This window comes from Bradyrhizobium sp. 186 (genome assembly GCF_023101685.1).
In the GTDB taxonomy this organism is placed as follows: Bacteria; Pseudomonadota; Alphaproteobacteria; order Rhizobiales; family Xanthobacteraceae; genus Bradyrhizobium.
Genome location: NZ_CP082164.1, coordinates 6,184,182 through 6,207,195, shown reverse-complemented (window position 1 = coordinate 6,207,195; position 23,014 = coordinate 6,184,182). Strand labels below are relative to the sequence as shown.

Here is a 23,014-nt window from a genome sequence, read left to right as displayed (position 1 = left end):
CCCCATGGACCTGACCGTTTCCACGATCCTGGTCGCCTTTGCCGGCGTTCTCCTGATCTGCTTCATGAAGGGAGCTTTCGGTGGTGGATTCTCCATCGTCGGCATTCCGTTGTTGTCGATCGTGATGGACCCGGTCACCGCCGGCGGTCTGCTCGCGCCCTTGTTCATCGCGATGGATCTGTTCGCGCTGCTGTACTGGAAGCCCTCAACGTGGTCGAAGCCGGACCTTGTGCGGCTCCTGCCGGGGCTCGTGACCGGCATCGGCATCGGCTATCTCTTGTTCCGCTTCCTCGATCATCGAGCCATCTCGATTGTGATGGCGGCGACGACCCTGATCTTTGTCAGCCTGTGGCTTGTTGCAGGTGCGGAGGCGATGATCCGTCCGCGTTCGACGCCGAAGGCAATCACCGCTGGCCTCGCATCGGGGATCACCACCATGGTGGCGCATTCGGGCGGACCGCCGCTTGCGATGTATCTGCTGCCGCTCGGCCTCAGCAAGGAAATCTACGCGGGAACAACCAGTCTGTTCTTCACCGTCGGCAACGCGACCAAGGCGGTACCGTGGCTGCTGCTGGTGAAACCCACCGCCGATGTCTGGACATTGATGGCGATTTGCCTGCTCGCCATTCCCGCGGGCGTATGGCTGGGTTGGCGGTTTCACGGCGCGCTGGACCAGCGTCAGATTTATCGAGTCTGCTATGGCTTGCTGGTCGTGACGGCATTGAAGTTACTGTGGGACGGCGTTTCCGGCTATCTCGCTTGATTGGGCAGGACCTTGGCTACCACGATGCGTCGATCTGACTCCAAAGCGTCGGGGGCCCTTCAGACTTCGGAAGGATTGTTTCCAAAATTCATGAGGTGGCGGGGCGGACTTTCCTCTCCATCTCTCCTGCCAGCGGGGCAGCCCGCGTGATCAAGCCAAAGGAGAAAGGCCATGAATGCAATATCCACCACCATTGGGGACCACACGTCCGCCAAACGCCATGAATTACCGAGGACGCGGCTCAGTTTGTATTACCTCGTCGGCTACACGCTTCCGGTTGGCGTGGCGCTGATGTTCGTTCCGCAAACGACGATGAATTTGTTGCTCACCAACCATGCCTACGATGACCTCGGCCTTCGTATGTTCGGGGTACTTCTTTTTTCGCTAGGGATTATCGCGTCTGGGATGATCATCAATAAAGCGTCTAGCGTTTATCTGGTGACTCTGTTTGTGCGCGGCTTCATCATCGCGGCGTTGTTCGTGCTTTACTCGCTGTATGGCGATCCTGCGTTGCTTGCGGTCAATCTGGTTGTAACAGTGGGCTGGGCACTGACATTCCTGAGCTGGCGCAAAGATAAGGCTGAGGAGCGTGGATAGAGTGGCGCGCCCATATACATGACCAGCGTCATATAAAAGAATGCAAGGGAACCCTGCACCGGAGACGTTGAGGCATGGCCGTTCAAGCCGACTCCAAAACCCAGTCGTCGACGACGAGGCCCCTCGATTCAGAACGCTCTCACAGTTGTTGCGATGCGACAGCAGATGAACAAGAACCGGAGTTAGATCAATGTCCACCAATAACCGCTTGACGATCTCGACGGTCACGCCGGGACACTGGCGGTCCGCGATGTCAAGTCGGCCCCTTGTCTCGGCAACATGCCCGGTCCCACCCACGACCAACCCGGTCGGGCCCCTCACGCGCCACACAGGGGTGGAGTTGGCGACCGCGCATCATTGCTTGGCGGTAGAACATAGCGGTTGAGCCGGATGCCAGGAGGCCGTCATAAATCACTCTGCACCATTCTGGGTTCGACATGCTGCCCTCGTCTTCGCGCTAAAGACTTTTGCAGCAGCAATGCCGGCGCTCTCCATCGCGCTCTGGCTCGATATGCCACGCCCATATTCTGCAATAATACCCGCTAAGCGGCTTTGCGAGTGACGGGAAACACATGATTTCCGTGCAGCGCCCATGTAGGCCGACGATGAAGCATTTCGCAGCGGCGTTCAGGCATCCTTGCTGAAGCCGAAATGAGGCTTTGCGTCGAACCGACTTGTTGCCCGCGAGGCGGCTGTGTAGAATCGCCTTACGGTGGCAACAACGGTCACGCAGACCGTCAGAATCCGCCGCATCAACGCCACGTCCTTTTTTTTGTCATCGCGTACGTCTACGGCTATATCAACCGCACGTCGGTGCGTCGGCGACGCCCTTCTCGCCTTCACACAATGGGAGGAGTCACAATGCATCCCTTACGCAAACTACGGGAATCTGGTAACGCTACACCCGCCCAGGTGAGCGCGCTCCTTGCCGAAAACATCGTATTCAAGAGCCCGATCCTGGTACGGCCGATCGAGGGGCGTGAAGTCATCGCGGCGATATTCGCCCAGTCGAGCTCGACGCGTGGTTCTGGTGCCTATACGGCCGAGTTCAAGCTCGATGGGCGTACCACCTTCTTGCGATGGGAGGGGACCATGGACGGCCACAAGATCGAGAGCTTGGAGGTCATCGTGGACAACGAGCAGGGACTGATAGTGGAGCGCACGATTGCCCTTCGACCGTATCCGGCGGTGAAACTGTTCCGCGACGCCATGTATGCATCGCTCAAGGACAAGCTGCCGCCTGATGTTTGGGACTACGCAACGCCGTAGTGTGAACACCACGGAGCGTCGGCAGGGACGATCGCTCTAATCCCGAATCTCGTGAACGCATCCGAGCTGCTCAGCTTGGTCGTTGCGCTCTGGCTTGGCATTTTTCTCTATTTCTCGATGATTGATGGTACCCCGCGCGGCTAGCCCCGGAGCCGGCGCATGTTCCTCGCCAGTACATCGCGGAGCGGTCCTCTACTCCACGAACGGCGAACTGCGATGTTGCCTATGCACCAGCGGCGTCGCGCTTTTTGAAAGGTCCGGCAGGAGGCGCGCCTATCGGGGCGCGGAGCTGGTCGCGTGTTTTCGATTGAAGATAGGATCTGGGACGGCCAGAGGAACGTCTGCAACAGCCACCGTCGGTCGGATGTTTGGTGCAAGCCGGGGAACCCTCCGACCGGTTCGCAGGTGCGGAGGGTGTTTTGTGGGCGAAGTCACTTTCAGGTGGTGCCGCTATGTCACTTATTGGGTTCGAAATGCGCTGGAAGGTTCATCAAGGTCAAGCGATCGATCATCGCCAGCTAATTTTTAGCGCCGTCCGGTGCCGTGAATAGTTCACTCTTTCGCGGCTTTCACAGGGTCCTTGACGGCCTCGAAGGTAGCGAACTCGACATTATAGAGTTCGCCGTCGACCCTCTCGACTTTGCTGACATAAATATTCTGGACGATGTCCCGCGTCTCCGGATCGATCGATATCGGCCCGCGCGGGCTCTCCCATTTCATGCCTTTCATGGCGCCGATGAGCACGTCGCCGTCGGTCGCGCCATTGGTCTTCTTGAGCACCTCATAGATGAGGTGCATTCCATCGTAGCCGCTGACCGAAAAGAAGTTCGGTCGCATGCCGGGATTGGCTTTCTTGAGAGCATCGACATAGGCACCGTTTGTCGGCGACGGATGCCTTGGGCGAAGCAAGAGACCGGCCAGTCCACCTCTTCACGGCACCTGGCCCGGCTACCGCTCGCCGGTGCGCAACCGTCGCCTGTGGAGATGCCGGCGAGCCAGGCGGACCCGCGAGCACTTCCCGATCGTCCATCCATTGCCGTCTTGCCGTTTCAGAATATGACAAGCGATCCGGAGCAAGAGTATTTTGCAGACGGCATGGTCGACGACATCATCACCGGGCTTTCGCGCATCAAATGGCTATTCGTCATCGCGCGCAATTCGAGCTTCGTGTACAAGAGCAAAGCGGTCGATGTAAGACAACTGGGGCATGGCCTTGGCGTTCGCTACGTGCTCCGGAGCGGTGTGCGCAAATCCGGCGAACGCGTCCGCATTGGGGCCCAGCTGATCGATGCACATCGCGGCGTGCAAGTCTGGGCCGAGCGCTATGACTGGTTGTTGGGCGACATCTTTGCAGTGCAAGATGAGATCCCAACGAGCGTGATCGCGCGATCGAACCGGGCTTGAGAAAAATCGAGATCGAGCGCATAAAACGCAAACGGCCGGACAGCCTGGATGCCTATGACCTGGTGCTTCAGGCGCTGCCGTTCATCTACAAATTGATGCCGGAAGGCTCCGCGCCAGCGATCCCGCTGCTGCAGAAAGCGCTCCAGCTTGAGCCGGATTATTCTTTTGCCCACGCTGCTTTGGCCTGGCGTTCCCACATTCGAGTTGGTCGCGGAGGCCTCAAAGAGGAAGATCGCCGGTCTGCGATCCACCACGCCCATGGAGCTCTCTCAGGCGGCGGTGACGATGCAACGACGCTTGCGATCTCGGCGTTCGTGATTTGGTTCGAGGAACATGACGTGACGGCGTTCGATCTATTCGACCGCGCGTTGGCAATCAGCAATTTAAATTTTGTCGCCCTGTGCACAAGCGCCGTCGCGCTGGCGTGGACCGGAAAGAGCGAGCTCGCCATCGAACGTGCTCGGCATGCATTGAAGCTCAGTCCGTTCGATTCCCTGAACCATCTGTCGTATCAGGCCCTCGCCGGTGCCAACTTCCATCTCAAGCAGTACGCGGAAGCGTGTGAGGCGGCACGGCGCGCGGTCGAGTTGAGTCCTAGCTTCAGCGTTCCGTACGCGTATCTCGCGGTGGCGCTGATTTGTTCGGGGCGCGACCAAGATGCGAGGACTGCCGCTTAGTCTGTGCTGAAGCTCGAGCCGAGCTTCAGCATCCGTCGTTTTTCCGTGACTGTGGGAGTGAATCCAGAGGTATTCTTAGCCTTTGCCAATGCGTGGCGCGAGGCCGGCTTGCCAGAATAGGGCTGAACGTCCCTCCGAGCGCATCATAAATCCACGTTGGCGTGAAATCATTACGCTTTTTTTTGGAAAGTGCCCGGGAATGTTACGCGACCGGATCGTGGCACGCAGCGCCGACAGGTAGGTTGTCCGCCTGAGACGACGTGCGCGCCTTCATTTCCGCGTTGATAATGTTACGCGTCAGCACCGCAAACGGCTTCTCCCCATTCTCCGACACTAGGCTCTCGATCAGCCCGGTGCGCTGGAGCAGGGTCGAACTCCGCCAGCCGCGCGAGCGTTGAGTGGACCTGCAATGGAAGCTCATATTTTCGATTGGTAGGAGGCGCTGAATGCGGAGGTATTCGTCGCGCCTTAGCTGAGGTCCGCTGGTTCAGGTAACAACATTGGTGAGTTTCTTCTACCGTAAGCCGACCCAAGCGTGGACTCACCCGGGAGCGTTCTCTGTCTGCTGCTGCCGCCGCGGATCCCCGAGCTTTCATGGTTTGACGTAGGTCCATCCCTGCTCCTGCAACTCCATCACCCGCACGACGCCAGACTTCACGACTTGCGCCTGCGGAAGGATCGGTATGTCCTTGTTCTCGGCCTTCTGCATTTTCTCTTGGGTGTTTCCGCAGGCCTTGAACGATACCTCCGGCGCGCTCAGAGCCATTTCCTCGATTCGAGCTTTCACCGGCGAGGTGTCGTTGCGGAGCATGTGCAAGCCGGGACCGAAAGTGACAACCTCGATTTTTGCTTTTTGGTTGAGCTCCTTGTAATACTGCGCGACGTTGGTTGCGTTGTTCAAGGCAAGGTTCATCGCAGCCGGATCATTAGTGTTGACCTGAAGGATCAGGCGGTGCTCCTTGTTGGTAGACGACGGCGGCGTCATGAGAGCCAGCGCAGATCGCTTTTGTGTCACAGCGCTCACCAATGACTTTGTCTGCTTTATTGCTGACCTGTGCTTTGGCATCGCGGCGGGCGAGATTGTCTGTGCCGGCGGCGCGCCGGGTTCCTCGGCCGCGGCGCTAGACAGCCCGACCAGAAGCGAAATGATTATCGCTGCTGTTGCTCTGACAAACTGCTGAAACAGGCTCATTCTGCGTCTCCGATCAAATTGGCTTCACATTAGGTCTTCGGTTTTGCAATCGCGCGGGGCCACTTGCATGCTGTGCTCATTTTTGTGCGCACGCTCTCGAGGCCGCCGAGAGCGAACACTGCATCGGTGCCATTCCCAGTCCTGCTTGAAAGATGCACGGCTAGTTTGCCTTTGTCCGGAAGGGATTGCAGCAGCTGAACGACGTCGCCTCCGACAGCTACACCGGTCCCGGAGGCCACTGTGATTGCCGATACCGGAAGAGGTGGTCCATCGTTGATACGCAGAGAAATCGCATAGTCACCGCGGCCTGAGATGCCGGATCCTTCCACCGAGAGGTCGGTCCGCCCGCCGCGGCACCGGATCGAAAGCTTCATCGTGGGGCCGGGGCCGTCCCGGGATGATGTGGTTGCGTTGACTATCGGTGAATAGTCCACGGGCGATGTGGTTTCGCTAGTGATCCAGTTCTCTCCTTCAGCCTGGGGGCCGTCTCGAGGGACCATCGTGCGGGACAATCGGTCCAGGCATTCCTGGCGTTCCGCACGGTCCATCAGAGAGCACGCGCGAAGTTGCACCATGGGATCCTCTGCGCCTTGCGCCAACACAGCACCGTTTGTGATCGCGAGCGTGGTTGCGAGAGCGACCACTACTGACGTCATTGCGATGCCTGAGTCGAACGCGGCCGATCGAGCCAGGCCTGCGCTGCGGGAAAGCGCGTAAGGCCAGGCACCGTCGCGGCCAAGTTGATCGATTTCCACTTGGGATCAAAGCCTGGCTCCTGCAGCTTTTCCATCCGCGAAAATAGGCGATCGACGAAACGTGCGACCCGCTGAAAGCGGTTTGACTTCACCGGCCAGTTGAAGGCAACGAGGACAGTTGGAACAGCAATGGTCGCCACGTGTTCGCCTTGCTTGATCAGGTTGGGGTAATCAATTGCCTGGAGCGAAGATGGCAGATAATAATCCTCGAACTTGCTCTCATACGGGGTCGCCAGGAACTTGAATCCGGACTCCCAACGGCCACGCACAAAGGCATCCACGGGCTTTGACGTAATGAAAACGACGGCCGCCATCTCGCCCCTGCGCATCTGCTCGAGTGCGACTTGATGGGGAATGAAGGTCTTTTCGACCTCGAGGCCAAGCCGACTGAATATCAGCGGGCCTGAATAGGCTGCGGCGGTGCCCTGGGTGTTGAAGTTGACCTTCTTTCCGGCGAGATCGCTTAAAGTCTGAATTTCCGGTCGAACGAAGATGTGCAGTTCGGATGGAAACAGGTTGAGCACATAGGCAATCCGCTGCTGGATATCCGGGACCTGGCTCTTGTACTCTTCGAGCGCGTCGGAATTGATGACTGCCGCATCGATCCCTCGCAAATAGAGCAGCGAATTGACGTTTTCCGTTGCGCCGCGTGTCACGATGGGCAAGACATGGAGGTTGTTTCCATCATCGACCACCCGCGCCATTTCGGCGGCGAGCCGAATGGGAGCTCCTTCCAAGAGACCTCCGGCAAGTCCGACTGTCCAGGCGTTCATCGCCGTAGTTTCTGGCCTTGCTCGCTCGGCCGCGTTTCGGGCCGGTTGCGTCTGGAGCGTTCGAGAGTTCTGGGTCTGGGCGATCGCGGGGCAAGGCTCCGTGATGTGGAGCAGTGGGGCCAGCATGATGGCAAGAAACAATGCGCGCACTTCAACTACCCCGTTCATTGACGAACTCCCTGTCGAACTCAAATCCGGTCCGCCGCAAGTTTCGCCTGGAGATGTTGAGGCAGGTCGGCCCGATAGTGGATGTCAGCGCATGAGGATATCTCGTCCCTGCGCGACGATGCTGCTATTGACCAAGTGCGTCGACCCGCTCCTTTGCCTCCCTGATTCCTTTGGCTTCAGCTTTGGCGTAGAGTTCACGAGCCTTGGTCGCGTCGCTGCGCGTTCCATAGGCGCCCCATCTCGCAAGGACGTTAGGGTCATACGTTTCGGCAAGTGCGAAATGCGCCTGAGCACTACCCAGCTCGGCAGCGCGCTCCAGCACAGCTCGTGCCGCACCGATGTCGCCCTGCCCAAGCAGTCCGGTTGCGCGGGCCGTCAACCAGATAAGCTCCGGTGTGTGTTCATGCTCGAGTTTGGCGGTGCTGGGGACAGCCGCGGGTTGAACCGAACCGGTCGTCTGCGTTTCAATAGGTGGTACGCGGCCGACTTCGCCGGCCGTGACGACGCTAAGACTGGGAGAGGGGGCCTTCGCCTTGTTTGGCGTCGCCGCAACGTCTCGCAGCGACTGCTGAAACGGCTGCAGCGACAAGCCAAGCAGTCTGGCCCACGGCGGGCCCCACGGCGGGGGCATTCCCGCAGCTTCTTCGCTTGATTTGCCTGCCGTGGCACTCGTCTCAAGAATCCGGTGTGCTGTCGCAAGTTCTTGCTCAAGTCGGCCGGATCGATCGCGTTCTTGCCGAAGCAGTTCTTGCATCTCTATGGCTCCATCGTCGTTCGCCGCTGCTTGAGCTTCGTGCGCGAATAATTTGGTGCGCGTCAGCGAGAACTCCTGCGCCAGCCCTTCGGCTCTTTCGTGTTCCTCCTCAAGTGATAACCTCAATTTAGCGACGCTGTTTTCTGCGGTTCGCCGGATTTGTGCCATTTCCTCGTTCGCCTTGGCGATCTGCAAGGATCGGTTCTCGAGCTCGTATTGCATTGTTGCAAGATCCTCTTCCAGCCGCTTGGCACGGTTGCGCTCCTGCTGGAAGGTCTTCTGCAGCTCCACAAGCGCGGTCTCCGCTGCCTCTTTCGCGCTGATCGCTTCGGCGCTGGTCTTCGTAACCAGTGCCGACTGAGTCTCGAGCTCGCGGCGGGCGACTGTCAGAGTCTGCTCCGACCGGCTCGCTCGATCTCGCTCCTGCTGCGCAACCTTTTGCAGCTCCTGCAAGTCGCGCTTTGCTGCCTGCTTCAGCTCGCCACTGTCGTTGCCGGCTGTCAGCGCCGCTTGCAGTTCGAGGTCGTGTCGCGTCTGGACCAGTTCCTGCTCCAGCCGCTGCCCGCGTGCGCGCTCCTCATGTAGCGATTTTTGCAGCCTTTCCGATTCATTCCCGGCTGCTTCCGTAATGCTGAGCCATTGCTCGCGTACATGCTGTAGTAGTCCCAGGACGGAGTCCATCTCCTGCCGAGACGTTCGAAGGTCGCGCGCCAGCGTCTGCACCTTCCGCTGTTCCTGGGCGAGTGCTTGCCGCAACTCCTCCGTATCGCCGGTTTTTGCTTGTGCAAGTTGCACGGCGGTTGTGTTGACGGGTTGCGTGATCTGTGCCGGACGCGGCTGGCCTTCCCTTGTCGTCCGATCGAAGTCTGCCATCGCAGCGTTGGGCCGTAGCGTTGGCGAACTTAGCTGAAGGTCCTGCCATTCCGCGTAACCATTGGTTGTCGATACCCACGTTGCCGTCAGCATGGCCGCTGCAAACCATACCGGCTTAGTTCGCGCCCCGGCGGTTACATGCCAAAGGGAATGCGACGCAAGCCGCGCCTTGTCGCGGGGTTTGGGCAATTGAACCAAAAATCCCGCAGTTGATCCGAGATCATCGGTGGCAATGCCAGATTGTCCCCGCCGCGGCGCTTCTGCACCGATCAGCCACATGAATGTCGTGCCTCTATTCCTGCATTCCTGCCTAATCCGAGACGTCGAGCCGTTCCATATAATCAGATTACTATTTAAATTCAATATATAATTTAAATTAATCTGGCTATTAGCCGCGCTGGACTGCTTTCCCCGAGCCACGAGGTCAGCGCTCACACGCTCGCCAGCGGGGGGAGGTGCCTAAACGATTATGATGTCGGAGATTGCCAAAAATCGTTGGCGCGCGCCTCGATTCTTGAACTCGATCACTGCTCGAATTGCCAACAAAACGACGGCAACCGGCGTCGGTTGCGGCTCTCACGGTCTGTTACCATCGAGCCCGCGTGCGGCAGCCCGCCCCTGACCGGGATTTCCGTCCACGCGAGAACGAAACTGATCTCCGTCTATGTCCGGCGCCTCGCGCCTCGGCCCTGAGGACTCTTTCTCGGAGGCTTTCTAATTGGATAAGCTGTTGAATGAGTTTGAGCGCCGTATGGCGCAGAACAGCCAAGCTGCTGCAAAGCCGATTACTCACTGCGATACCCCCAAAAGACGTCCTTGCTGAGTCGATGCCCGGAAGCTCGGGTCTGTAGAACCATCTTTTTGGATAGCTATTCCGCTGACCGTTGGTCGTCAGTTCGGTTTACGACCATGCCGGAAGTATTTCGAGTATTCTCCGGTTGCACGCCAATTCGGTGGCAGCCATAAAGGCGCCTTCCAAAGGAAAGAGCGTAGATTCATCAACTGGCGAAAGGAACTCGTGAAATTAGCTAGCGTTCATCTTAGCGATGCTTGCGCGATTATCAATATCGGCACACGCTAATGAAAGCTCATTAAGGACACTTTCGTGGCGCTGGGCCAGCGTTCAGAACAGAGTTTTAGCGGCACTGCCGTCGCCTGATCGCGGATTGCTTACACCCCATTTGCAGCGGATCTCGTTTGGTGCAGACACGGTCCTGGTGCGTTCGGACGAAGAGCTCCGCGACGTCTATTTTCCGCACAGTGGAGCGGTCGCTTTCATGCTCGATATGCCGGATGGTCAGACTGTCGCGACCGCCTTGGTTGAGCGCGACGGGGCAGTGGGCTCGCTTTCTGTGCTGGGCCCGTCTGGCTCGCCGGTTACCGCGGTCGGCCGTGTAGCAGGTACAGCATCGCACATTAGTTCGGCCAACTTCCATGCCGCCTACATGCAAAGCTTAGCCATCCGGCAGATCGTGCAGGTTCATTGTACGCATACGACGAAGACCGCCTGATTGACGCATGCGCGCGGGCACGGCGAGCTCTATGATGGCGTTGCGAGAAGGTCAGGCAGCCTGCTGATCGGCGGGCTTGTCGGCTTGGCGCAGGAGCTTCCATTCCCAGGGCAGCAGTTCGTGCAGGTGCGAAGCGGGAAGATCGGCGATACGGGCGAGGACGTCGGCGAGCCAGGCCTTGGGATCGACGTCGTTGAGGCGACAGGTCGTGATCATCGTCAGCATGATGGCGGCACGGTCGGCGCCACGCTGGCTGCCGGCGAAGGTCCAGTTGCGCCTTCCCAATGCGATGCCTCTCAATGCGCGCTCAGCACAATTGTTGGTCAAGCAGATCCTGCCATCGTCGAGGAAGCGGGCGAAGTCGTCCCAGCGCCTGAGCATGTAGTTGATCGGTTTCAGGACCTCGGAAGAGCGCGAGAGGTTTTCGCGCTCACGCAGCAACCAGACGTGCATGTCCTCGAGAAGCGGCTTGCTCTTTTCCTGGCGCACGGCGCGCCGCTCGTCGGCGCCGCGGCCGTTGATGGCGCGCTCGATCTCGAACAACGCATCGAGGCGTCTGACCGCCTCCAGCGCGATCGGAGAGACCGGTTTGCCCTTCTTACCTTCCCGAGCATTTTTCTCGATGTCAGCCAGCTCGAAGAAGCCCCGCCGCGCATGGGCAAAGCAAAACGCCGGCGTAATCGGCAGCACCTTCTTCCGCGGGTCGAACAGCGGCTCGAAGCCGTTGTAGCAATCGGCTTGCAGGATACCGGCGAAGGCGGCCAGATGCTTCTGGGGATGCTCGCCTCGTCGGTCGCTCGAGGCGTAATAGACCGCCGCCGGCGGCGCAGGCCCGGCGAAGGGCCGGTCATCCCGCACATAAGTCCAGATCCGCCCGGTCGTGCACTTGCCCTTCGCCAGGACACGGATGGTGGTGTCATCGCCATGAAGGCGCTCGGCCGCGAGCACATGGCGTTCGATCAAGTGGAAGAGCGGCATGACGGCGAAGGTCACGTGGCCGACCTGGTCGGCCAGCGTCGACAACGGCAGGTCGATCCCCTCGCACTTGAAGCGCGCACTCTGGCGGTTGAGCGGGATATGCATGCCGAACTTGTCGAACACGATCGTCGCCAGCAATTGTGGGCCGATGAAGCCGCGCGGCGTGGCATGGAACGGCGCGGGCGGCTGGCTGATCTTCTCGCAATCGCGGCAGGTGAACTTCTCGCGTACCGTCTCGATCAGCTTGAAGCGGCGCGGGATCTCCTCCAGCGTCTTGGTCACATCCTCACCGATCTTCGCCAGCCGCGATCCACCGCAGCAGGCGCAGGTCGTTGGAGCCTCAATGACGACGCGCTCGCGTTCGATGTCATCCGGCCATGGCTTGCGCACCGGCCGCTTGCGCATGAAGGGGCGGACGTTCTGCGTCTTCGCCGCTGCGGCCTGCGCGGCAAGCTCATCCTCGCTCGCCGTGGTGACGAGTTCTTCGAGCTCCAACTCCAGCTGCTCGAGCAGCCGTGCCGTGCGCTCGGAGCGCTGCCCGTACAGTTCGCGTTTGAGCTTCTCGATCCGCAGCTCGAGATGCGCGATCAGCGCCTCGTTGTCCGACAGCTCCGCCCGCGCACTGGCAGCCACCGCCTCGGCTCGCAGCCGCGCCTCACGCTCGGCCCGCAGCGCCGCCAGGGCACTCACAAGGTCCGATGGAAGATCGTCTGGCTTCGATATCATGAAGCCATTGAATCAGATCAAGCAGCAGATTCAAACCGTAAAAGCGGCTATCCGACCCGCGTCGGACGCTGGGTTTCTTGAGGGTTGCGCCAATCGATCCCGGACAACAGATAGCTCAACTGCGCCGGAGAGATCGTTACCGATTCACCGGCAACCGATGGCCAGATAAACCTTCCTCTCTCGAGTCTTTTGGTAAACAGGCATGCTCCCTGGCCATCGTGCCAAATGACCTTCAAAAGATCGCCGCGTTTGCCCCTGAAGCAGAAAAGACCGCCGCCCATGGCGTCGCGCTTGAGCACTTCCTGCACGCGCAGAGCCAGGCTCGGAAAGCCGCACCGCATGTCGGTATGGCCCGTCGCCAGCCACACTCGCACGCCCGTCGGGATCGGGATCACGGTAGTGTCTCCAGCCCTCGCATGATCCGTAGCAAAACCGCGACATCGACGTTGCGATCCACGATCACGCGTCGGCCATTCGCGGTCACGACTTCCAGAGTGCCAGTCGCCGCCGGTGCCGCACGCTCCGTCGTCGACTGGACCTCCGACACAATCCGGGCCGGCACAAATCCACCGACCTGACAGCCGCCAAGCTGTCCTTCGCGATAGGCCTTGCGCCACGAAAACAGAAGCTGTTTCGAAAGCCCATGATGCCGTGCTGTCGCCGACACCAGCCGCGGACCCGAACAACTTTCCTCGACAATCCGCAGCTTCTCCGCAGCCGACCAGCGCCGACGCCGACCAGTCTCCACAATTTCAAGGCGACTCACTTGGCGACTATCAGTAAGGATATCCATACCGACAGTCAGCTACAGACCGGATGAACTCGCAAGACGGCCGTCCTCGGACGAGTACGGTTCATTCGCGTGCGCTGCTGCTGCAGCTTCAGCACGTCGCGGCTTGCAACGCGCTCCATCCCGCCGGATGGCGCGCTGGTTGCTGCAGCTACACCATATCATTCCCAATGGCCTGCTTCCGTTAACGCAGGAAGCACTTGCTCAGTTGCTCGGTGTTCGTCGGACCACGGTTACGCTGGCAATAGCCCGGCTGCGTACTGCGGGCGCAATCAAGTCGGACCGACGCGGTCTGATTGAGATCGACCGCGCGCGGCTCGCCATCTTGCATGTGAATGCCATGACATGATGCAGGCGCGGATTGATCGTATGTACAGCCGGGAACTATCCGAAGCCAGGATTGCGATTGAACCGGCGCACGCACCCGGCAATATTGCTCCAGGCCAACTCAGCAAGCGCGGCGCGCCCTAAGCCCTCGTCCGGCCAGCATTTGCGTGGCGTCACTTGCTTTTGGGCTTTGGCTCCGCGCCTCCGGCCGAAATATGCCGCGCGTCAGCACAGCGGAGCTGTGCCGAAGAGCTCCACCGGCCGGGTGACCGGCTCCTCGACCCAGGCTTCGCGCGCAAACCAGTTGTGGTTGGCACGACAGACCGGACAACGGGTATTCGCGTAAAACACGACGCTCCGCAGAAAAGTCTCCCCGTCGGATTCGATCCCGGTGGGGATCGCGTGTCCGGTTTGCGGGCATTTGACCATAATCATACCCATGTGAGCCTCCCTCAAATTGCTTGTTGTCGGTTCAAAAAAGACCGGCCGATTGGACTGCGCGTTTCTGACAGTGCGGGTTACTTGGGGGGCATCGCGCACTGCAACAGTTTGTCCGAGCTAGGGGCGGCTTGCTCGCGATCTCGCTTGTCCAACCGGCCGGATCGCTGCTTCAGCGAATCCCGGGCGGGTCCTTGGTGGCTGGGTAGCCGCGGATGCTGATTAGCCTGGCGCTATCAAAAGCTGCTGGGGCGGCTCTAACAATTGACCAATCTGAGTGCATGCGGCCTCGGAGCGGACTGAGCCACTCGCTGCGGAAAAGATCAGGATTTCTTCGATGGACCAATCGGCCAACGCTCTCACTGGCTTCACTCCACTCTTGATAAACCGTAAAATATTCTACGACCGGGTTGGGTGATGTGTCGTTCTTGCGCGACCATCAGATTTTATATGAGCCTCAACACCAGCCTGAGATCATTCGCGTTCGCAATCGTCGGGTTCGCCGATCCTTCGTAGGAACGGGATGAAGCGCGCCATTGCGGTCGTTGAACCAGGACGAGGCTTGCCTGTGCCGGCAGAACCATGCGCCCTGGTCGATGTGCTCAAAACTCCTTTGCTCAATCCTTCGCAGAAGAATCTGGTCTCAGCGGCGCCGCGCCAAGCATGTCCGCTATTTAATCTGGCTCTGTTTTATCGTGAAACAATTTGTGAAAGAAATTTTAAATTATAAAGCCTGTTGTTAATTTTCGCCAATGGCGTAAGCTAAAGTAACAAATTCCGTCCGACTGGAGGAAACGATGTGGGAGTTGGTTCATAAGAACGCATCCACCTCGACTGCGCGTCAGTTGGCCCAAGTTCGCCTGAAATTGTTAAGCATAGGCGAGCGGGAGCGCATTCTGCGAGAGCGGAGTGCTGATCGGGAGGCCCACCGATATCTGCTCAACGCTCACCGCCTGCTGGCGCGGAGGAGCTTTGTCGAAGACCAAATATTGAATATTGCTCCATCTGAAACGCGCGAGGGCGATCAGCTGGCGGCGTGAGGGACCGGATAATCGCATCGAAATCAATTGCAGCCTGAGGATGCGCCCCTACCGCACCAGGATGAGCGCATTGAGGCCGCAGGCAGATCAAACGAGTTGCGGCGCCAGCATCTCTGGGGGAGCTGCCGTTGAGTTCATCGGCCGCGCGAGTTTGTTTGGTGACGAGCACAGGGAGACGGACGTGCTGTCGCCGGCCAGAGCCCGATCGAACAGTGACGAGATAGATCTTTGTCAATATTGGCTGAAGCCGTGCTGGGTAAATCATCGCCCGAGAATATTTTGAGGCCGGCCGCAGATGCACTCTTTGCTCTGCTGGACGGCCGATCGGTTCTTTTCAGCGAGACAAAGCAGACGATCTACGAACTGGACCAAGTGGGGGCGTTCATTTGGTGCAGGTTGGTGGAAGATGCTTCCTTGGATGGCATTTGTCAGGAGCTTGGAAAGCTAGGTATTGACGAGCGCACAGCGCGCCAATTCACGCACCAAGCTATGAACGCCTGGCTTGACCGAGGGCTGCTCAATCTGGTCTGGCGAATGTCGACCCATTGTGCCTTATCGGCGACTTTAGGTCGACGCAGGATCAGCATCCGGGGTGCCAATCGGGACTTGTTGAAAGAGTTGGCGTGCCTGTTTTGTGCCCAGGACCACGGAGCAGACGACGACATCGTCATCGAGGTGATGGCGTTCGGAAATCAGGTGTACTTTCGCGGAGATGACGCGCGCGTCCAGAGATGCGGGGTCGACGCCCTGGCACCTACGATCAAAGCCTATCTCACCGACCGAATTATCCGGAGCGATCACTGCGCCTTCGCCCTGCATGCCGCCTCTCTCACGAAGGGCGATATGGGCTTGCTGCTGTGCGGTGAACCGGGAGCCGGAAAGTCAACCCTGACGCTGGAGCTGATGGATGCGGGATTTCAGTATGCTGGCGATGATGTCGCGCTGATCGGGGCTGATGGAATGATCTCCGGAATTCCGTTTGCTCTCACTCTCAAGGCGGGCTCGTGGGGATTGCTCTCGCGACTATATGGCGACTGGAAGGACGTGACGCATTGCCGGTCCGATGGCGCTCAGGTGCGGTATTTGCCAATTCCGGACGCGCACAACGGATGTCTTTCCGCCAGCTGGATCATCTTTTTGAACCGGGTTGCAAGCGGCTCCGTCGAGCTGACCGCGCTGGATCAGCTTGATTCAATGAAGCGACTCATTGAGAGCGCATTTGCCGTCGATGGGAGAATGTCGCAGGCCGGCTTTTTCGCTTTGAGGCGGATTGTTGCGGGCGCGCGATCGTTTCAACTTACCTATTGCGAGTCGGCGGAGGCTCGGGGGCTGCTGATGGATTTATGCAATGGCAAAGCATAGTGCGGCACTGACGAGCCTGTGCAATTGCTTGCGGGGCTTGCCGCCGGTCGATGTGGAGTGGACGTCCGTAATCGGGCTTGCAAACCAGACGTTGACGACGCCGGCGCTTATTGACTTCGTCGATCAATTTGCATCGGTGTTGCCGGAGGACGTCTGCACGTATATCCGCCAGATCTATCGCCGAAACGTGCTGCGCAACGATCGGTTGGCCGGTCAATTGGAAGAGGCTGTCGTTGCGATGAACGGCCAGGGAGTGACGCCGGTGTTGCTCAAGGGGGCCGCAGCGCTGGCCACCGCGCCTGATGAGCGACGCGGAGTTCGGCTGATGTGTGATCTGGATATTATGGTTGTCCCGGACGAAGCTGAAAGAGCGGTCGCCGCTCTGGGCGCGATCGGCTATGAAATTCATGATCAGGCGCCCCCCGAAAGCCGAAGATGGTATGTCGAGTTAAATCGGTCGCGGGATGTCGGAACCATCGATCTGCAGCGCGCCGCTCCAGGCCCTGCGTACCGCTACCGTGGCCCCGGACATGCTCTGAACCACTGCGTCCGCGCGCTGCTGGGGCGGGGGAGCGTATACATCCCGACGCCCACCTACCGAGCGCTCATGTTGATCATCCATGATCAGTTTCAAGACTATGGTTATTGGCTCGGCGATCTCGATCTGCGGCATCTTGTCGAATTGCGCGACCTGAACAATTCCGTCGAGGGCCTGGACTGGAAGGAGCTTTCCTCTCATGTCTCGGGCGAATTGATGAAGAACGCAGTCGAAACCCAGCTGCTCGCTCTCGCTGCGCTGCTTGGGGTCGAGATCCCACACTCGATGCGCTCCCGACTGATTCCTCGCCTCCAGTTCATGCGGCAATTGATGCAGGCACGCTTTCCGGCCACACGTGTGCCTTTTCTCGCAATGACAGTCCTGGACCTCAGAAATTATCGGAGGGAGGCGACCACTGGCTACGCGCCACCCACCGCGCGCCGGCCTGGATTGTGGTCGATGCCAAGAGCGGACACCTTACAGTTTTTGTTGAGGGCGGCCACCGCTATTCGTGTGGGAAAGGTCTGAAGCCAGCAACGTCACACGAGCGCCTTCGAGGGAGTGTGGAGCAGATTCCTTGACGGAACGGGTTTTCAATCAGCTGCGTTCCCGAACGTGCTCCAGGTCGGCAGGCTTCCGGATTCCGCCAAGCATTTTCAGGCAACTCTGCATCTGTGCAGTTGCGCAGGGTTAGGAATGCCCTTGACCACCAGCATTCCGATCGGACGAGTCGCCGTTCTCGCGAATCCTGAACTCCTCCAGCGTGTGCCCCGATTGAAGCGCGGCAACCAGCCAGCGAGGCTGCTTACCACGTCCCGACCAAGTCTCTGTCGGCTGGAGTGGATTGACGTATTTCGGCACGACCTTCGGGTATTTGCGGCGCGGCGGCAGGCCTTTTCCTGTCTCGGCCCCTCTTTCAACTCCACCGAATTGATCCGGCTGGTTGAGTTGCGCAAGACGTTTTTCGAGTTCCCGCTTCTCGGCCGTGATCTTTTCGGCAAGTATCTTTGTCAGCTCCTCGTGGAGGAGCCACAGTTCCTCAAAGTCCATGGCTTCGAGATCTTGCCGACGCATAGCATTCTCGTCACCGTTCGACTGACACCTGATCCATCTGTCATCCTCACATTTCGAGTATCGTTGCCCGACCGGCGAATGAACGATGGACCAAAGTCAGTCACTGCAAATTGACGCGACAATAAATAAATAATATATTATTTAATAATTATTGCGAGAATTATTTTATTAAATGGTCCGGGCAGATCATAATTTGCAGCGGATGCAAAGAGGAGGGGATAACCTTGATCGAGCATCCTCTTGGGCGGCTTCAAGATTCGATCAGCCGGTTTATCGTTCCCTCGGCTGCATTATCGGACATTCAGACCCTAAAGGCCCAAATCGAGCTCAGACGACGTGCGCTGAGGGACATTGAGGTTATTCGCTCCCGTTTGCGGCCATCCGAAGGTCGCGCAGCGATAAATCTGCCCAGAAGAAGGAATAGCAGCCTCACGCGCCAACGACATTCGTCGAGAATGTGGCGTTGTAGATTGCTCGTGTGGCCCGCTTGATGCATCCCTTTTGCCTTGAGTGGCGCTTGAACGGTTCCGCGGATGCACGTAGGGCGTGTGGTATTACCCCCTCCGCCATTAAATTATGCGGATAGCTCATTTTTCCGGCTTGATTGGCGGTTACGACGCAGTTATCTGGAACGCGAACTTTAGTTCGGTTCCATACATTTTTCTGGGTAAGTCGAGTTCACCGTCTTGATTAATGTCAGTTGGGGCATTATTAGATGGGCGCAACCACACGGTGCAAACATGTCAGCTAAGAAACTCGAATTAGAATCAATGTCCCTTGACGATCTCTGGTCGCTTCATGAGGAAATCAGCGGGATTCTATCGGACCGGATTAAGGCGGAAAAGCACGAGCTGGAGAAGCGCCTGGCGGTTCTCGGGGGCGGGATGGCTGTTTTGGCGGACTCAAGCGGGTCGGGCATGTCTCCGACTGCCAAAGCCAGACGCAAATATCCGCGGGTGCTGCCGAAATATCGGAACCCCCAGACGTCCGAGACCTGGTCGGGGCGTGGCAAGCGGCCGCGGTGGTTGGTTGCTGCCATGAAGTCTGGCCGGAGGATTGAGGAGTTCCGTATAGGGGATGCAAGTCCGAAGCTTCGTCAGCGGGCGTGACCTGATCTGCATTGAACGGTGGGCGGTTGTGATCAACTAGCCGGCGCAGCGCCATGATTCTGTACGCCTAATAGGCGTTGCGCCCCCGCAGCACTTCCATGGGAGTTCGCAGCAGGATTACGAGATCCAGCTGAAGGCCCCAGTTGTCGATGTACCAGAGATCGTATTGTACACGTGTTTCGATCGTGACGGCTGTGGGGGTTGGGCCGCGGCAGCCGTGCACTTGGGCCCATCCGGTCAGTCCTGGCCTAACCCTGCGGCGAAGGGCGTAGTTCCGCACGAGCTTGTCAAATTCTCCGTCGTGAGCCAGGGCATGAGGACGCGGACCCACCAGCGACATGCTGCCGTCGAGAACATTTAGCAGCTGTGGCAGTTCATCGAAGCTTGTCCGGCGCAGCCATTTGCCGACGCGGGTGACGCGTCGATCGACGGGGTTGGCCTGAAGGATCACTGGACCATCCTCGAGCACATGCATCGTCCGGAATTTGCGGATCAAGAATATCCGGCCGTTAAAACCACAGCGTTGTTGGCGAAAGAATATAGGGCCTGGGGAATCCAGCTTGATCGCGACCGCAGCCAGCGCAAGCAGCGGTGCCAATATCGTCAAGGCGAGTCCCGCGCCGACAAGATCAATCGTTCGCTTGGTCGCGCATTCGAGCGGCGTAAGGGGACCGCGCTGGAGTTCTACGCAAACGGCACTTCCAAGACTCCGCGTCGGATGTCGAAGTAATTCGGATGTTGTGCCGACCGGCACGAACATGATCGGGAGCGGCAATACCCGTAAATCGGCAACGAAGGCCCGAAGTTCGTGCCATCGCTCCGGGTTAGTTTCCACCACCACCTGGTCGAGCTGGGAACTGCGAATGTAGTCGACCACGCGGGCGGTGAGCCGCCTTCGACAGGCCGCACCGAATCCAATCGGAGGCAGGCTGAACCGTCCCTTGACGCAATAACCGTGCATTGCCAACGTTTCAGACAACCCGGCGTTTTTCGAGAGCGGTTGATCGCTGATCAGAACAATATTTGTGCTGGCGAATTTTCTGCCGCTCAGGCCCCTTCCCAGAAGCGCCCTAACTCCCCACCGCTCGGCCATAAGCAAGCCGAGGCCGAAGGCGGCGAAGAGTGGGCCTGCTTCTTGAGAAGAGCCCGGACGAATTGCAAAGCCGGACACGGCCCAAATCAGGACGAACAATGACGTCCACGCCAAACAAACCGCCCGAATCTGATTTCGGAGGACGAGGAGCTCAAATGGCCGATACAGGCCGCGGGTCTTCAACAGGCAAACGAGACAAGCTGCGCTGACTAGCGCCAAGCCAAGTGCGTTACTCAAGTCGCCTGCAGCCTGCCCGTTTTGAACTTGGTACAGCAACGTAGAAACGAGGCTCGCAAATAGAATGGTCGCGATATCCGCACACAGCGCCACGTATTCGATCGAGTCATAGCGGAGGGGCCATTTGTGCTGGCGCGGTACTGCCGGCGTGGGACTGACACGATCCGTCTCATCCCGGTCGGGGAAATGTCTGTTCACGAAATTCATTGTCGGGACACCCCGAGATTTACTATTTAATTTATTATTAAGTGATTGAATCTATCAAGTAGAAAATCGCGATTCACGCCATTTAAATGTGCGTGCGCTATCCCGTTGTCTCCGGATCCTCCTCGATCGCCTGTTCATTGAATTAAATAGCCTGGGAACTACCCGCGCCGTTCCCTGTCCCGGGGTCCTGGTCAGCGGCGGCAATCCCGTTCCGGGCGCTGGAGCTCGCAACGCAGTCGGATGTTGTTTCCGTCCTCAGGTCTTGAGGTCGCAATTTCATTCGCTGAGGGCTGTGCCTCGGAAGTGAGATTTCCTGCACGCAAGTCGCCGTCACGGGGCCAGAGGAACTTTATCGAGAACCCTGTCGAGAATGCCGCGCGCGCATGCTATCGAGGTAGGTCGGATCCAACTCCGAAATTAGGCTCTCGAGATAGATCTTTCCCTCGCCTGAGGCTGACCGGTACGCGGCCACAAGCGCTGGTCTGATAGTAGGTCGATGCGTAACGACGAGGCTGACGTCCCGCTTGATTAAATCCCGAAATTCAGGCTCCCGTACCACAGCATCTGTAGCGAGCGCGACGGATAGCCTTAACGGAAGCAGAAACATATCGTTCGGCGCAGTATAGTACGACATCTTGAGCATGGCTGCCGTCTGGGTCGAATTCTGCTTAGACGCCGCCGCCAGAATGAGCCAAATGTCGCCGCGAAGCGGCGAAGAGCGCAATGACCGGGCAAACGCATTCGACGCTGCTGGAAGTGCCGTCTTTTGCTCGTCCGCGGCGAGAGCCGGATCCCCGCGGGACGCTGAGGGCCATGCTGCTGCGGCCGAAAAAGCTGCCGACAAAGAAGACTGACCTCCGAGATACCACCCAGGGAGGACCATCCATATCGTTTGCATGATCAGCGCTATTCCAAAAACCATCAGGGCAACGCGTGGCAAAATGGTGACAAACGCTGACGCGAGCCTTGGACGAGACGCCGGAACTGGGCCGGCCATCCAGTCCGACGCCTCTGTCGATTCCAAGGATATGACCTCCCGGCTCGCACCGGGGACGCTTTGACCGAACGCCAACCCAAAAAGCGCAGCGACCAAAAGCGATGCGCCCAACCCCAGAATTCCATGGTCGGCAAAGGCTAGTATTGGCAGTGCAATCGAAGCGCCGGCGCCCAAGGCTGGGTACACATAATTGTAAGCTCGTGACAGAGAACGCCTGATCAGAATACAAGCGCCGAGCATTGCTATAACTACGAGGCCGCAAAGGAAGGCCCAGCCCATGTCTATAACAATTGTGGCGGCAGCCGTTGGCCTTTCTCGCGGGACGCCGATTCCAATGTCCCGATAAAGCGGCAAAAGGACCGTCGAAGCGCCGGCACCGGATCCCGCCGGCCTGACGTCCTGTAGCATCCGTTCTGTCGCGATCTGACTGCTCGTTGACAAGGCGATCGTCAGATCGGTGTTCGTCCTGAACGGAATGACCGTTACGCTGGCAATAAAAAATATTGCGGCGGTTGCGAGAACGCCAGCGGTACCCCACACGCCCAAGAACCACCTGCGAATAGCGAACACCGAGAGCAAGATTCCTGATCCCAGGAGGGCGGCAACGACGGCGGTGGAGTTAGTTCGAATGAGCAGCGCGGCCAAGCAGACAATCATTGCGATGACCGCGGCGGACAGAGCAGGGACCGCGGCTGGCGCAATTGTTCCTGGCCGACTGTGCCGCCGTAATTGATCGACTGCGCGTATTGCCGTCGCGCAGGAGAGCAAGACGCCGAGCACTGCGACGGTTGAGCCATCGGGCCCGGCGATAACGGTTGCTTCCTTGCCGAACCACATGGCTGTCGCAATAGTGGTTATCGACAGTAGAATGTGCAGGACTTGCGCCGCGCGATATCGGTCAAGCGTGATGACTGCAGTGACGAGGGCGGCGGTGAGCACAGCGCAATACTGCGCGAGCGAGAACATAGTCGCCCCGGTATCGACCGTGATTTTTTCGACGAGAGGCTCGTTCAAGGCCGCCGATGCAGTCGCCCAGATCGGATTGCCGAGTGTGTCCACGGGCATCGGCACTGCCTGTAGCGCCATCCAGAGCGCGGGAGCCGCGAGTACAACGACCAGACCAGGTCGGAGCAGCCTGGCGAGCCCGAGGGAGGTGGATGATGGAAAGATCGCTACAACTAGCGCGGCTATTGCAAGTGTGAACGATGCCAATCCCAAGCTTTGCAGGCTTTCCGGCATTGCGAGCGCCGCGGTGATCGCCACTAACTCGGCCAACATGGCAAGCCGGATAATCATGTAAACACCATCATGTGGTGCGGCCACTCCGCTGATCCGCTCGCCGGAGAACGGGGAGGCCGCTAC

Annotated in this window: 22 protein-coding genes and 1 pseudogene; 12 read left to right on the top strand and 11 right to left on the bottom strand. The window is 58.6% G+C overall.

All coding sequences use genetic code 11. The features are described 5' to 3' along the window. Positions 1–4: 4 nt before the first annotated feature. The 3 genes from IVB18_RS29815 to IVB18_RS29805 all read left to right on the top strand — a co-directional run bounded on the left by IVB18_RS29815 (position 5) and on the right by IVB18_RS29805 (position 2,629). Positions 5–763 carry a sulfite exporter TauE/SafE family protein gene (locus tag IVB18_RS29815; RefSeq protein ID WP_247991768.1) on the top strand — a complete coding sequence of 253 codons (759 nt, stop codon included), beginning with the start codon at positions 5–7 and terminating at the stop codon, positions 761–763. A 171-nt stretch (positions 764–934) separates the two neighbouring features. Further along, positions 935–1,360: a hypothetical protein gene (locus IVB18_RS29810; RefSeq protein WP_247983952.1), complete on the top strand. Its 426-nt coding sequence runs from the start codon at positions 935–937 to the stop codon at positions 1,358–1,360. 861 nt (positions 1,361–2,221) lie between these two features. Continuing rightward, positions 2,222–2,629: a hypothetical protein gene (locus IVB18_RS29805; protein WP_113484458.1), complete on the top strand. Its 408-nt coding sequence runs from the start codon at positions 2,222–2,224 to the stop codon at positions 2,627–2,629. Positions 2,630–3,181: 552 nt separating this feature from the next. On the opposite strand, the pseudogene IVB18_RS29800 reads toward IVB18_RS29805, so the two are convergent. After that, positions 3,182–3,523: pseudogene (locus IVB18_RS29800) on the bottom strand (ABC transporter substrate-binding protein); the annotation flags it as partial. 201 nt (positions 3,524–3,724) lie between these two features. Between IVB18_RS29800 and IVB18_RS29795 the strand changes: the two are divergent. Next, entirely contained in the window at positions 3,725–4,033 is a 309-nt protein-coding gene (locus tag IVB18_RS29795) for a hypothetical protein (RefSeq protein ID WP_247983951.1), read from the top strand. After that, positions 4,030–4,710, top strand: a complete 681-nt coding sequence (locus IVB18_RS29790; RefSeq protein WP_247983950.1) for a hypothetical protein — start codon at positions 4,030–4,032, stop codon at positions 4,708–4,710. The genes IVB18_RS29795 and IVB18_RS29790 overlap by 4 nt, the downstream gene beginning before the upstream one ends. A 592-nt stretch (positions 4,711–5,302) precedes the next feature. On the opposite strand, the gene IVB18_RS29785 is transcribed toward IVB18_RS29790, so the two are convergent. From IVB18_RS29785 to IVB18_RS29775, 3 genes are all read right to left on the bottom strand, one after another. Further along, complete coding sequence (locus IVB18_RS29785; protein WP_247983949.1) at positions 5,303–5,902, bottom strand: DsrE family protein; 600 nt, start codon at positions 5,900–5,902, stop codon at positions 5,303–5,305. Between the two features lie 652 nt (positions 5,903–6,554). Beyond that, a complete protein-coding gene (locus IVB18_RS29780) occupies positions 6,555–7,598 on the bottom strand; it encodes a TAXI family TRAP transporter solute-binding subunit (RefSeq protein WP_247991767.1) in 1,044 nt (347 codons plus the stop codon). A 124-nt stretch (positions 7,599–7,722) separates the two neighbouring features. Continuing rightward, positions 7,723–9,504, bottom strand: a complete 1,782-nt coding sequence (locus tag IVB18_RS29775) for a hypothetical protein (protein ID WP_247983948.1) — start codon at positions 9,502–9,504, stop codon at positions 7,723–7,725. Between the two features lie 767 nt (positions 9,505–10,271). Here IVB18_RS29775 and IVB18_RS29770 point away from each other — a divergent pair. Further along, on the top strand, positions 10,272–10,736 hold the full coding sequence (locus tag IVB18_RS29770) for a cyclic nucleotide-binding domain-containing protein (protein WP_247983947.1): 465 nt from the start codon (positions 10,272–10,274) through the stop codon (positions 10,734–10,736). A gap of 51 nt (positions 10,737–10,787) precedes the next feature. Here IVB18_RS29770 and IVB18_RS29765 read toward each other — a convergent pair whose 3' ends face one another. Genes IVB18_RS29765 through IVB18_RS29755 form a run of 3 tightly spaced genes read right to left on the bottom strand, consistent with a single transcriptional unit; the run spans position 10,788 to position 13,233 of the window. Continuing rightward, complete coding sequence (locus IVB18_RS29765) at positions 10,788–12,440, bottom strand: IS66 family transposase (RefSeq protein ID WP_247983904.1); 1,653 nt, start codon at positions 12,438–12,440, stop codon at positions 10,788–10,790. Positions 12,441–12,487: 47 nt separating this feature from the next. Next, entirely contained in the window at positions 12,488–12,835 is a 348-nt protein-coding gene (gene tnpB, locus IVB18_RS29760) for an IS66 family insertion sequence element accessory protein TnpB (RefSeq protein ID WP_063676425.1), read from the bottom strand. Next, entirely contained in the window at positions 12,832–13,233 is a 402-nt protein-coding gene (locus tag IVB18_RS29755) for a transposase (protein ID WP_247983905.1), read from the bottom strand. Before IVB18_RS29755 ends, tnpB begins: the two co-directional genes overlap by 4 nt. 139 nt (positions 13,234–13,372) lie before the next feature. Between IVB18_RS29755 and IVB18_RS52000 the strand changes: the two genes are divergently transcribed. Further along, positions 13,373–13,579 (top strand): helix-turn-helix domain-containing protein, encoded by a 207-nt coding sequence (locus tag IVB18_RS52000; protein WP_346732560.1) that lies wholly within the window; start codon positions 13,373–13,375, stop codon positions 13,577–13,579. A gap of 203 nt (positions 13,580–13,782) precedes the next feature. On the opposite strand, the gene IVB18_RS29745 is transcribed toward IVB18_RS52000, so the two are convergent. Next, complete coding sequence (locus IVB18_RS29745; RefSeq protein ID WP_247983946.1) at positions 13,783–13,998, bottom strand: hypothetical protein; 216 nt, start codon at positions 13,996–13,998, stop codon at positions 13,783–13,785. A gap of 520 nt (positions 13,999–14,518) precedes the next feature. Here IVB18_RS29745 and IVB18_RS29740 point away from each other — a divergent pair. The 4 genes from IVB18_RS29740 to IVB18_RS29725 all read left to right on the top strand — a co-directional run bounded on the left by IVB18_RS29740 (position 14,519) and on the right by IVB18_RS29725 (position 17,463). Beyond that, complete coding sequence (locus IVB18_RS29740; protein WP_247983945.1) at positions 14,519–14,725, top strand: hypothetical protein; 207 nt, start codon at positions 14,519–14,521, stop codon at positions 14,723–14,725. Positions 14,726–14,792: 67 nt separating this feature from the next. Next, positions 14,793–15,035: a hypothetical protein gene (locus IVB18_RS29735; RefSeq protein ID WP_247983944.1), complete on the top strand. Its 243-nt coding sequence runs from the start codon at positions 14,793–14,795 to the stop codon at positions 15,033–15,035. Positions 15,036–15,272: 237 nt separating this feature from the next. Then, positions 15,273–16,397, top strand: a complete 1,125-nt coding sequence (locus IVB18_RS29730) for a PqqD family peptide modification chaperone (RefSeq protein WP_247983943.1) — start codon at positions 15,273–15,275, stop codon at positions 16,395–16,397. Next, positions 16,384–17,463 carry a nucleotidyltransferase family protein gene (locus IVB18_RS29725; RefSeq protein ID WP_247983942.1) on the top strand — a complete coding sequence of 360 codons (1,080 nt, stop codon included), beginning with the start codon at positions 16,384–16,386 and terminating at the stop codon, positions 17,461–17,463. Before IVB18_RS29730 ends, IVB18_RS29725 begins: the two co-directional genes overlap by 14 nt. Positions 17,464–17,625: 162 nt before the next feature. Here the strand turns inward: IVB18_RS29725 and IVB18_RS29720 are convergent, their stop codons facing one another. Beyond that, complete coding sequence (locus IVB18_RS29720; RefSeq protein WP_247983941.1) at positions 17,626–18,009, bottom strand: H-NS histone family protein; 384 nt, start codon at positions 18,007–18,009, stop codon at positions 17,626–17,628. A 740-nt stretch (positions 18,010–18,749) separates the two neighbouring features. Here IVB18_RS29720 and IVB18_RS29715 point away from each other — a divergent pair. Then, positions 18,750–19,118, top strand: coding sequence for an H-NS histone family protein (locus tag IVB18_RS29715; protein ID WP_247983940.1), 369 nt, complete (start codon positions 18,750–18,752; stop codon positions 19,116–19,118). 67 nt (positions 19,119–19,185) lie between these two features. Here IVB18_RS29715 and IVB18_RS29710 read toward each other — a convergent pair whose 3' ends face one another. Next, positions 19,186–20,655: an exopolysaccharide biosynthesis polyprenyl glycosylphosphotransferase gene (locus IVB18_RS29710; protein ID WP_247983939.1), complete on the bottom strand. Its 1,470-nt coding sequence runs from the start codon at positions 20,653–20,655 to the stop codon at positions 19,186–19,188. Positions 20,656–21,004: 349 nt separating this feature from the next. Continuing rightward, complete coding sequence (locus tag IVB18_RS29705; RefSeq protein WP_247983938.1) at positions 21,005–22,975, bottom strand: hypothetical protein; 1,971 nt, start codon at positions 22,973–22,975, stop codon at positions 21,005–21,007. Positions 22,976–23,014: the final 39 nt, after the last annotated feature.

What these genes read in the sequence shown, in the direction of transcription:
- IVB18_RS29740 (WP_247983945.1), top strand. Translation starts at nt 14,519, where the DNA reads ATGAAGCGCGCCATTGCGGTCGTTGAACCAGGACGAGGCTTGCCTGTG.
- IVB18_RS29795 (WP_247983951.1), top strand. Translation starts at nt 3,725, where the DNA reads ATGGTCGACGACATCATCACCGGGCTTTCGCGCATCAAATGGCTATTC.
- IVB18_RS29785 (WP_247983949.1), bottom strand. Translation starts at nt 5,902, where the DNA reads ATGAGCCTGTTTCAGCAGTTTGTCAGAGCAACAGCAGCGATAATCATT.
- IVB18_RS29770 (WP_247983947.1), top strand. Translation starts at nt 10,272, where the DNA reads ATGCTTGCGCGATTATCAATATCGGCACACGCTAATGAAAGCTCATTA.
- IVB18_RS29780 (WP_247991767.1), bottom strand. Translation starts at nt 7,598, where the DNA reads ATGAACGGGGTAGTTGAAGTGCGCGCATTGTTTCTTGCCATCATGCTG.
- IVB18_RS29725 (WP_247983942.1), top strand. Translation starts at nt 16,384, where the DNA reads ATGGCAAAGCATAGTGCGGCACTGACGAGCCTGTGCAATTGCTTGCGG.
- IVB18_RS29715 (WP_247983940.1), top strand. Translation starts at nt 18,750, where the DNA reads ATGTCAGCTAAGAAACTCGAATTAGAATCAATGTCCCTTGACGATCTC.
- IVB18_RS29815 (WP_247991768.1), top strand. Translation starts at nt 5, where the DNA reads ATGGACCTGACCGTTTCCACGATCCTGGTCGCCTTTGCCGGCGTTCTC.
- IVB18_RS29775 (WP_247983948.1), bottom strand. Translation starts at nt 9,504, where the DNA reads ATGTGGCTGATCGGTGCAGAAGCGCCGCGGCGGGGACAATCTGGCATT.
- IVB18_RS29755 (WP_247983905.1), bottom strand. Translation starts at nt 13,233, where the DNA reads ATGGATATCCTTACTGATAGTCGCCAAGTGAGTCGCCTTGAAATTGTG.
- IVB18_RS29745 (WP_247983946.1), bottom strand. Translation starts at nt 13,998, where the DNA reads ATGGGTATGATTATGGTCAAATGCCCGCAAACCGGACACGCGATCCCC.
- IVB18_RS29735 (WP_247983944.1), top strand. Translation starts at nt 14,793, where the DNA reads ATGTGGGAGTTGGTTCATAAGAACGCATCCACCTCGACTGCGCGTCAG.
- IVB18_RS29720 (WP_247983941.1), bottom strand. Translation starts at nt 18,009, where the DNA reads ATGCGTCGGCAAGATCTCGAAGCCATGGACTTTGAGGAACTGTGGCTC.
- IVB18_RS29810 (WP_247983952.1), top strand. Translation starts at nt 935, where the DNA reads ATGAATGCAATATCCACCACCATTGGGGACCACACGTCCGCCAAACGC.
- IVB18_RS29765 (WP_247983904.1), bottom strand. Translation starts at nt 12,440, where the DNA reads ATGATATCGAAGCCAGACGATCTTCCATCGGACCTTGTGAGTGCCCTG.
- IVB18_RS29710 (WP_247983939.1), bottom strand. Translation starts at nt 20,655, where the DNA reads ATGAATTTCGTGAACAGACATTTCCCCGACCGGGATGAGACGGATCGT.
- IVB18_RS29805 (WP_113484458.1), top strand. Translation starts at nt 2,222, where the DNA reads ATGCATCCCTTACGCAAACTACGGGAATCTGGTAACGCTACACCCGCC.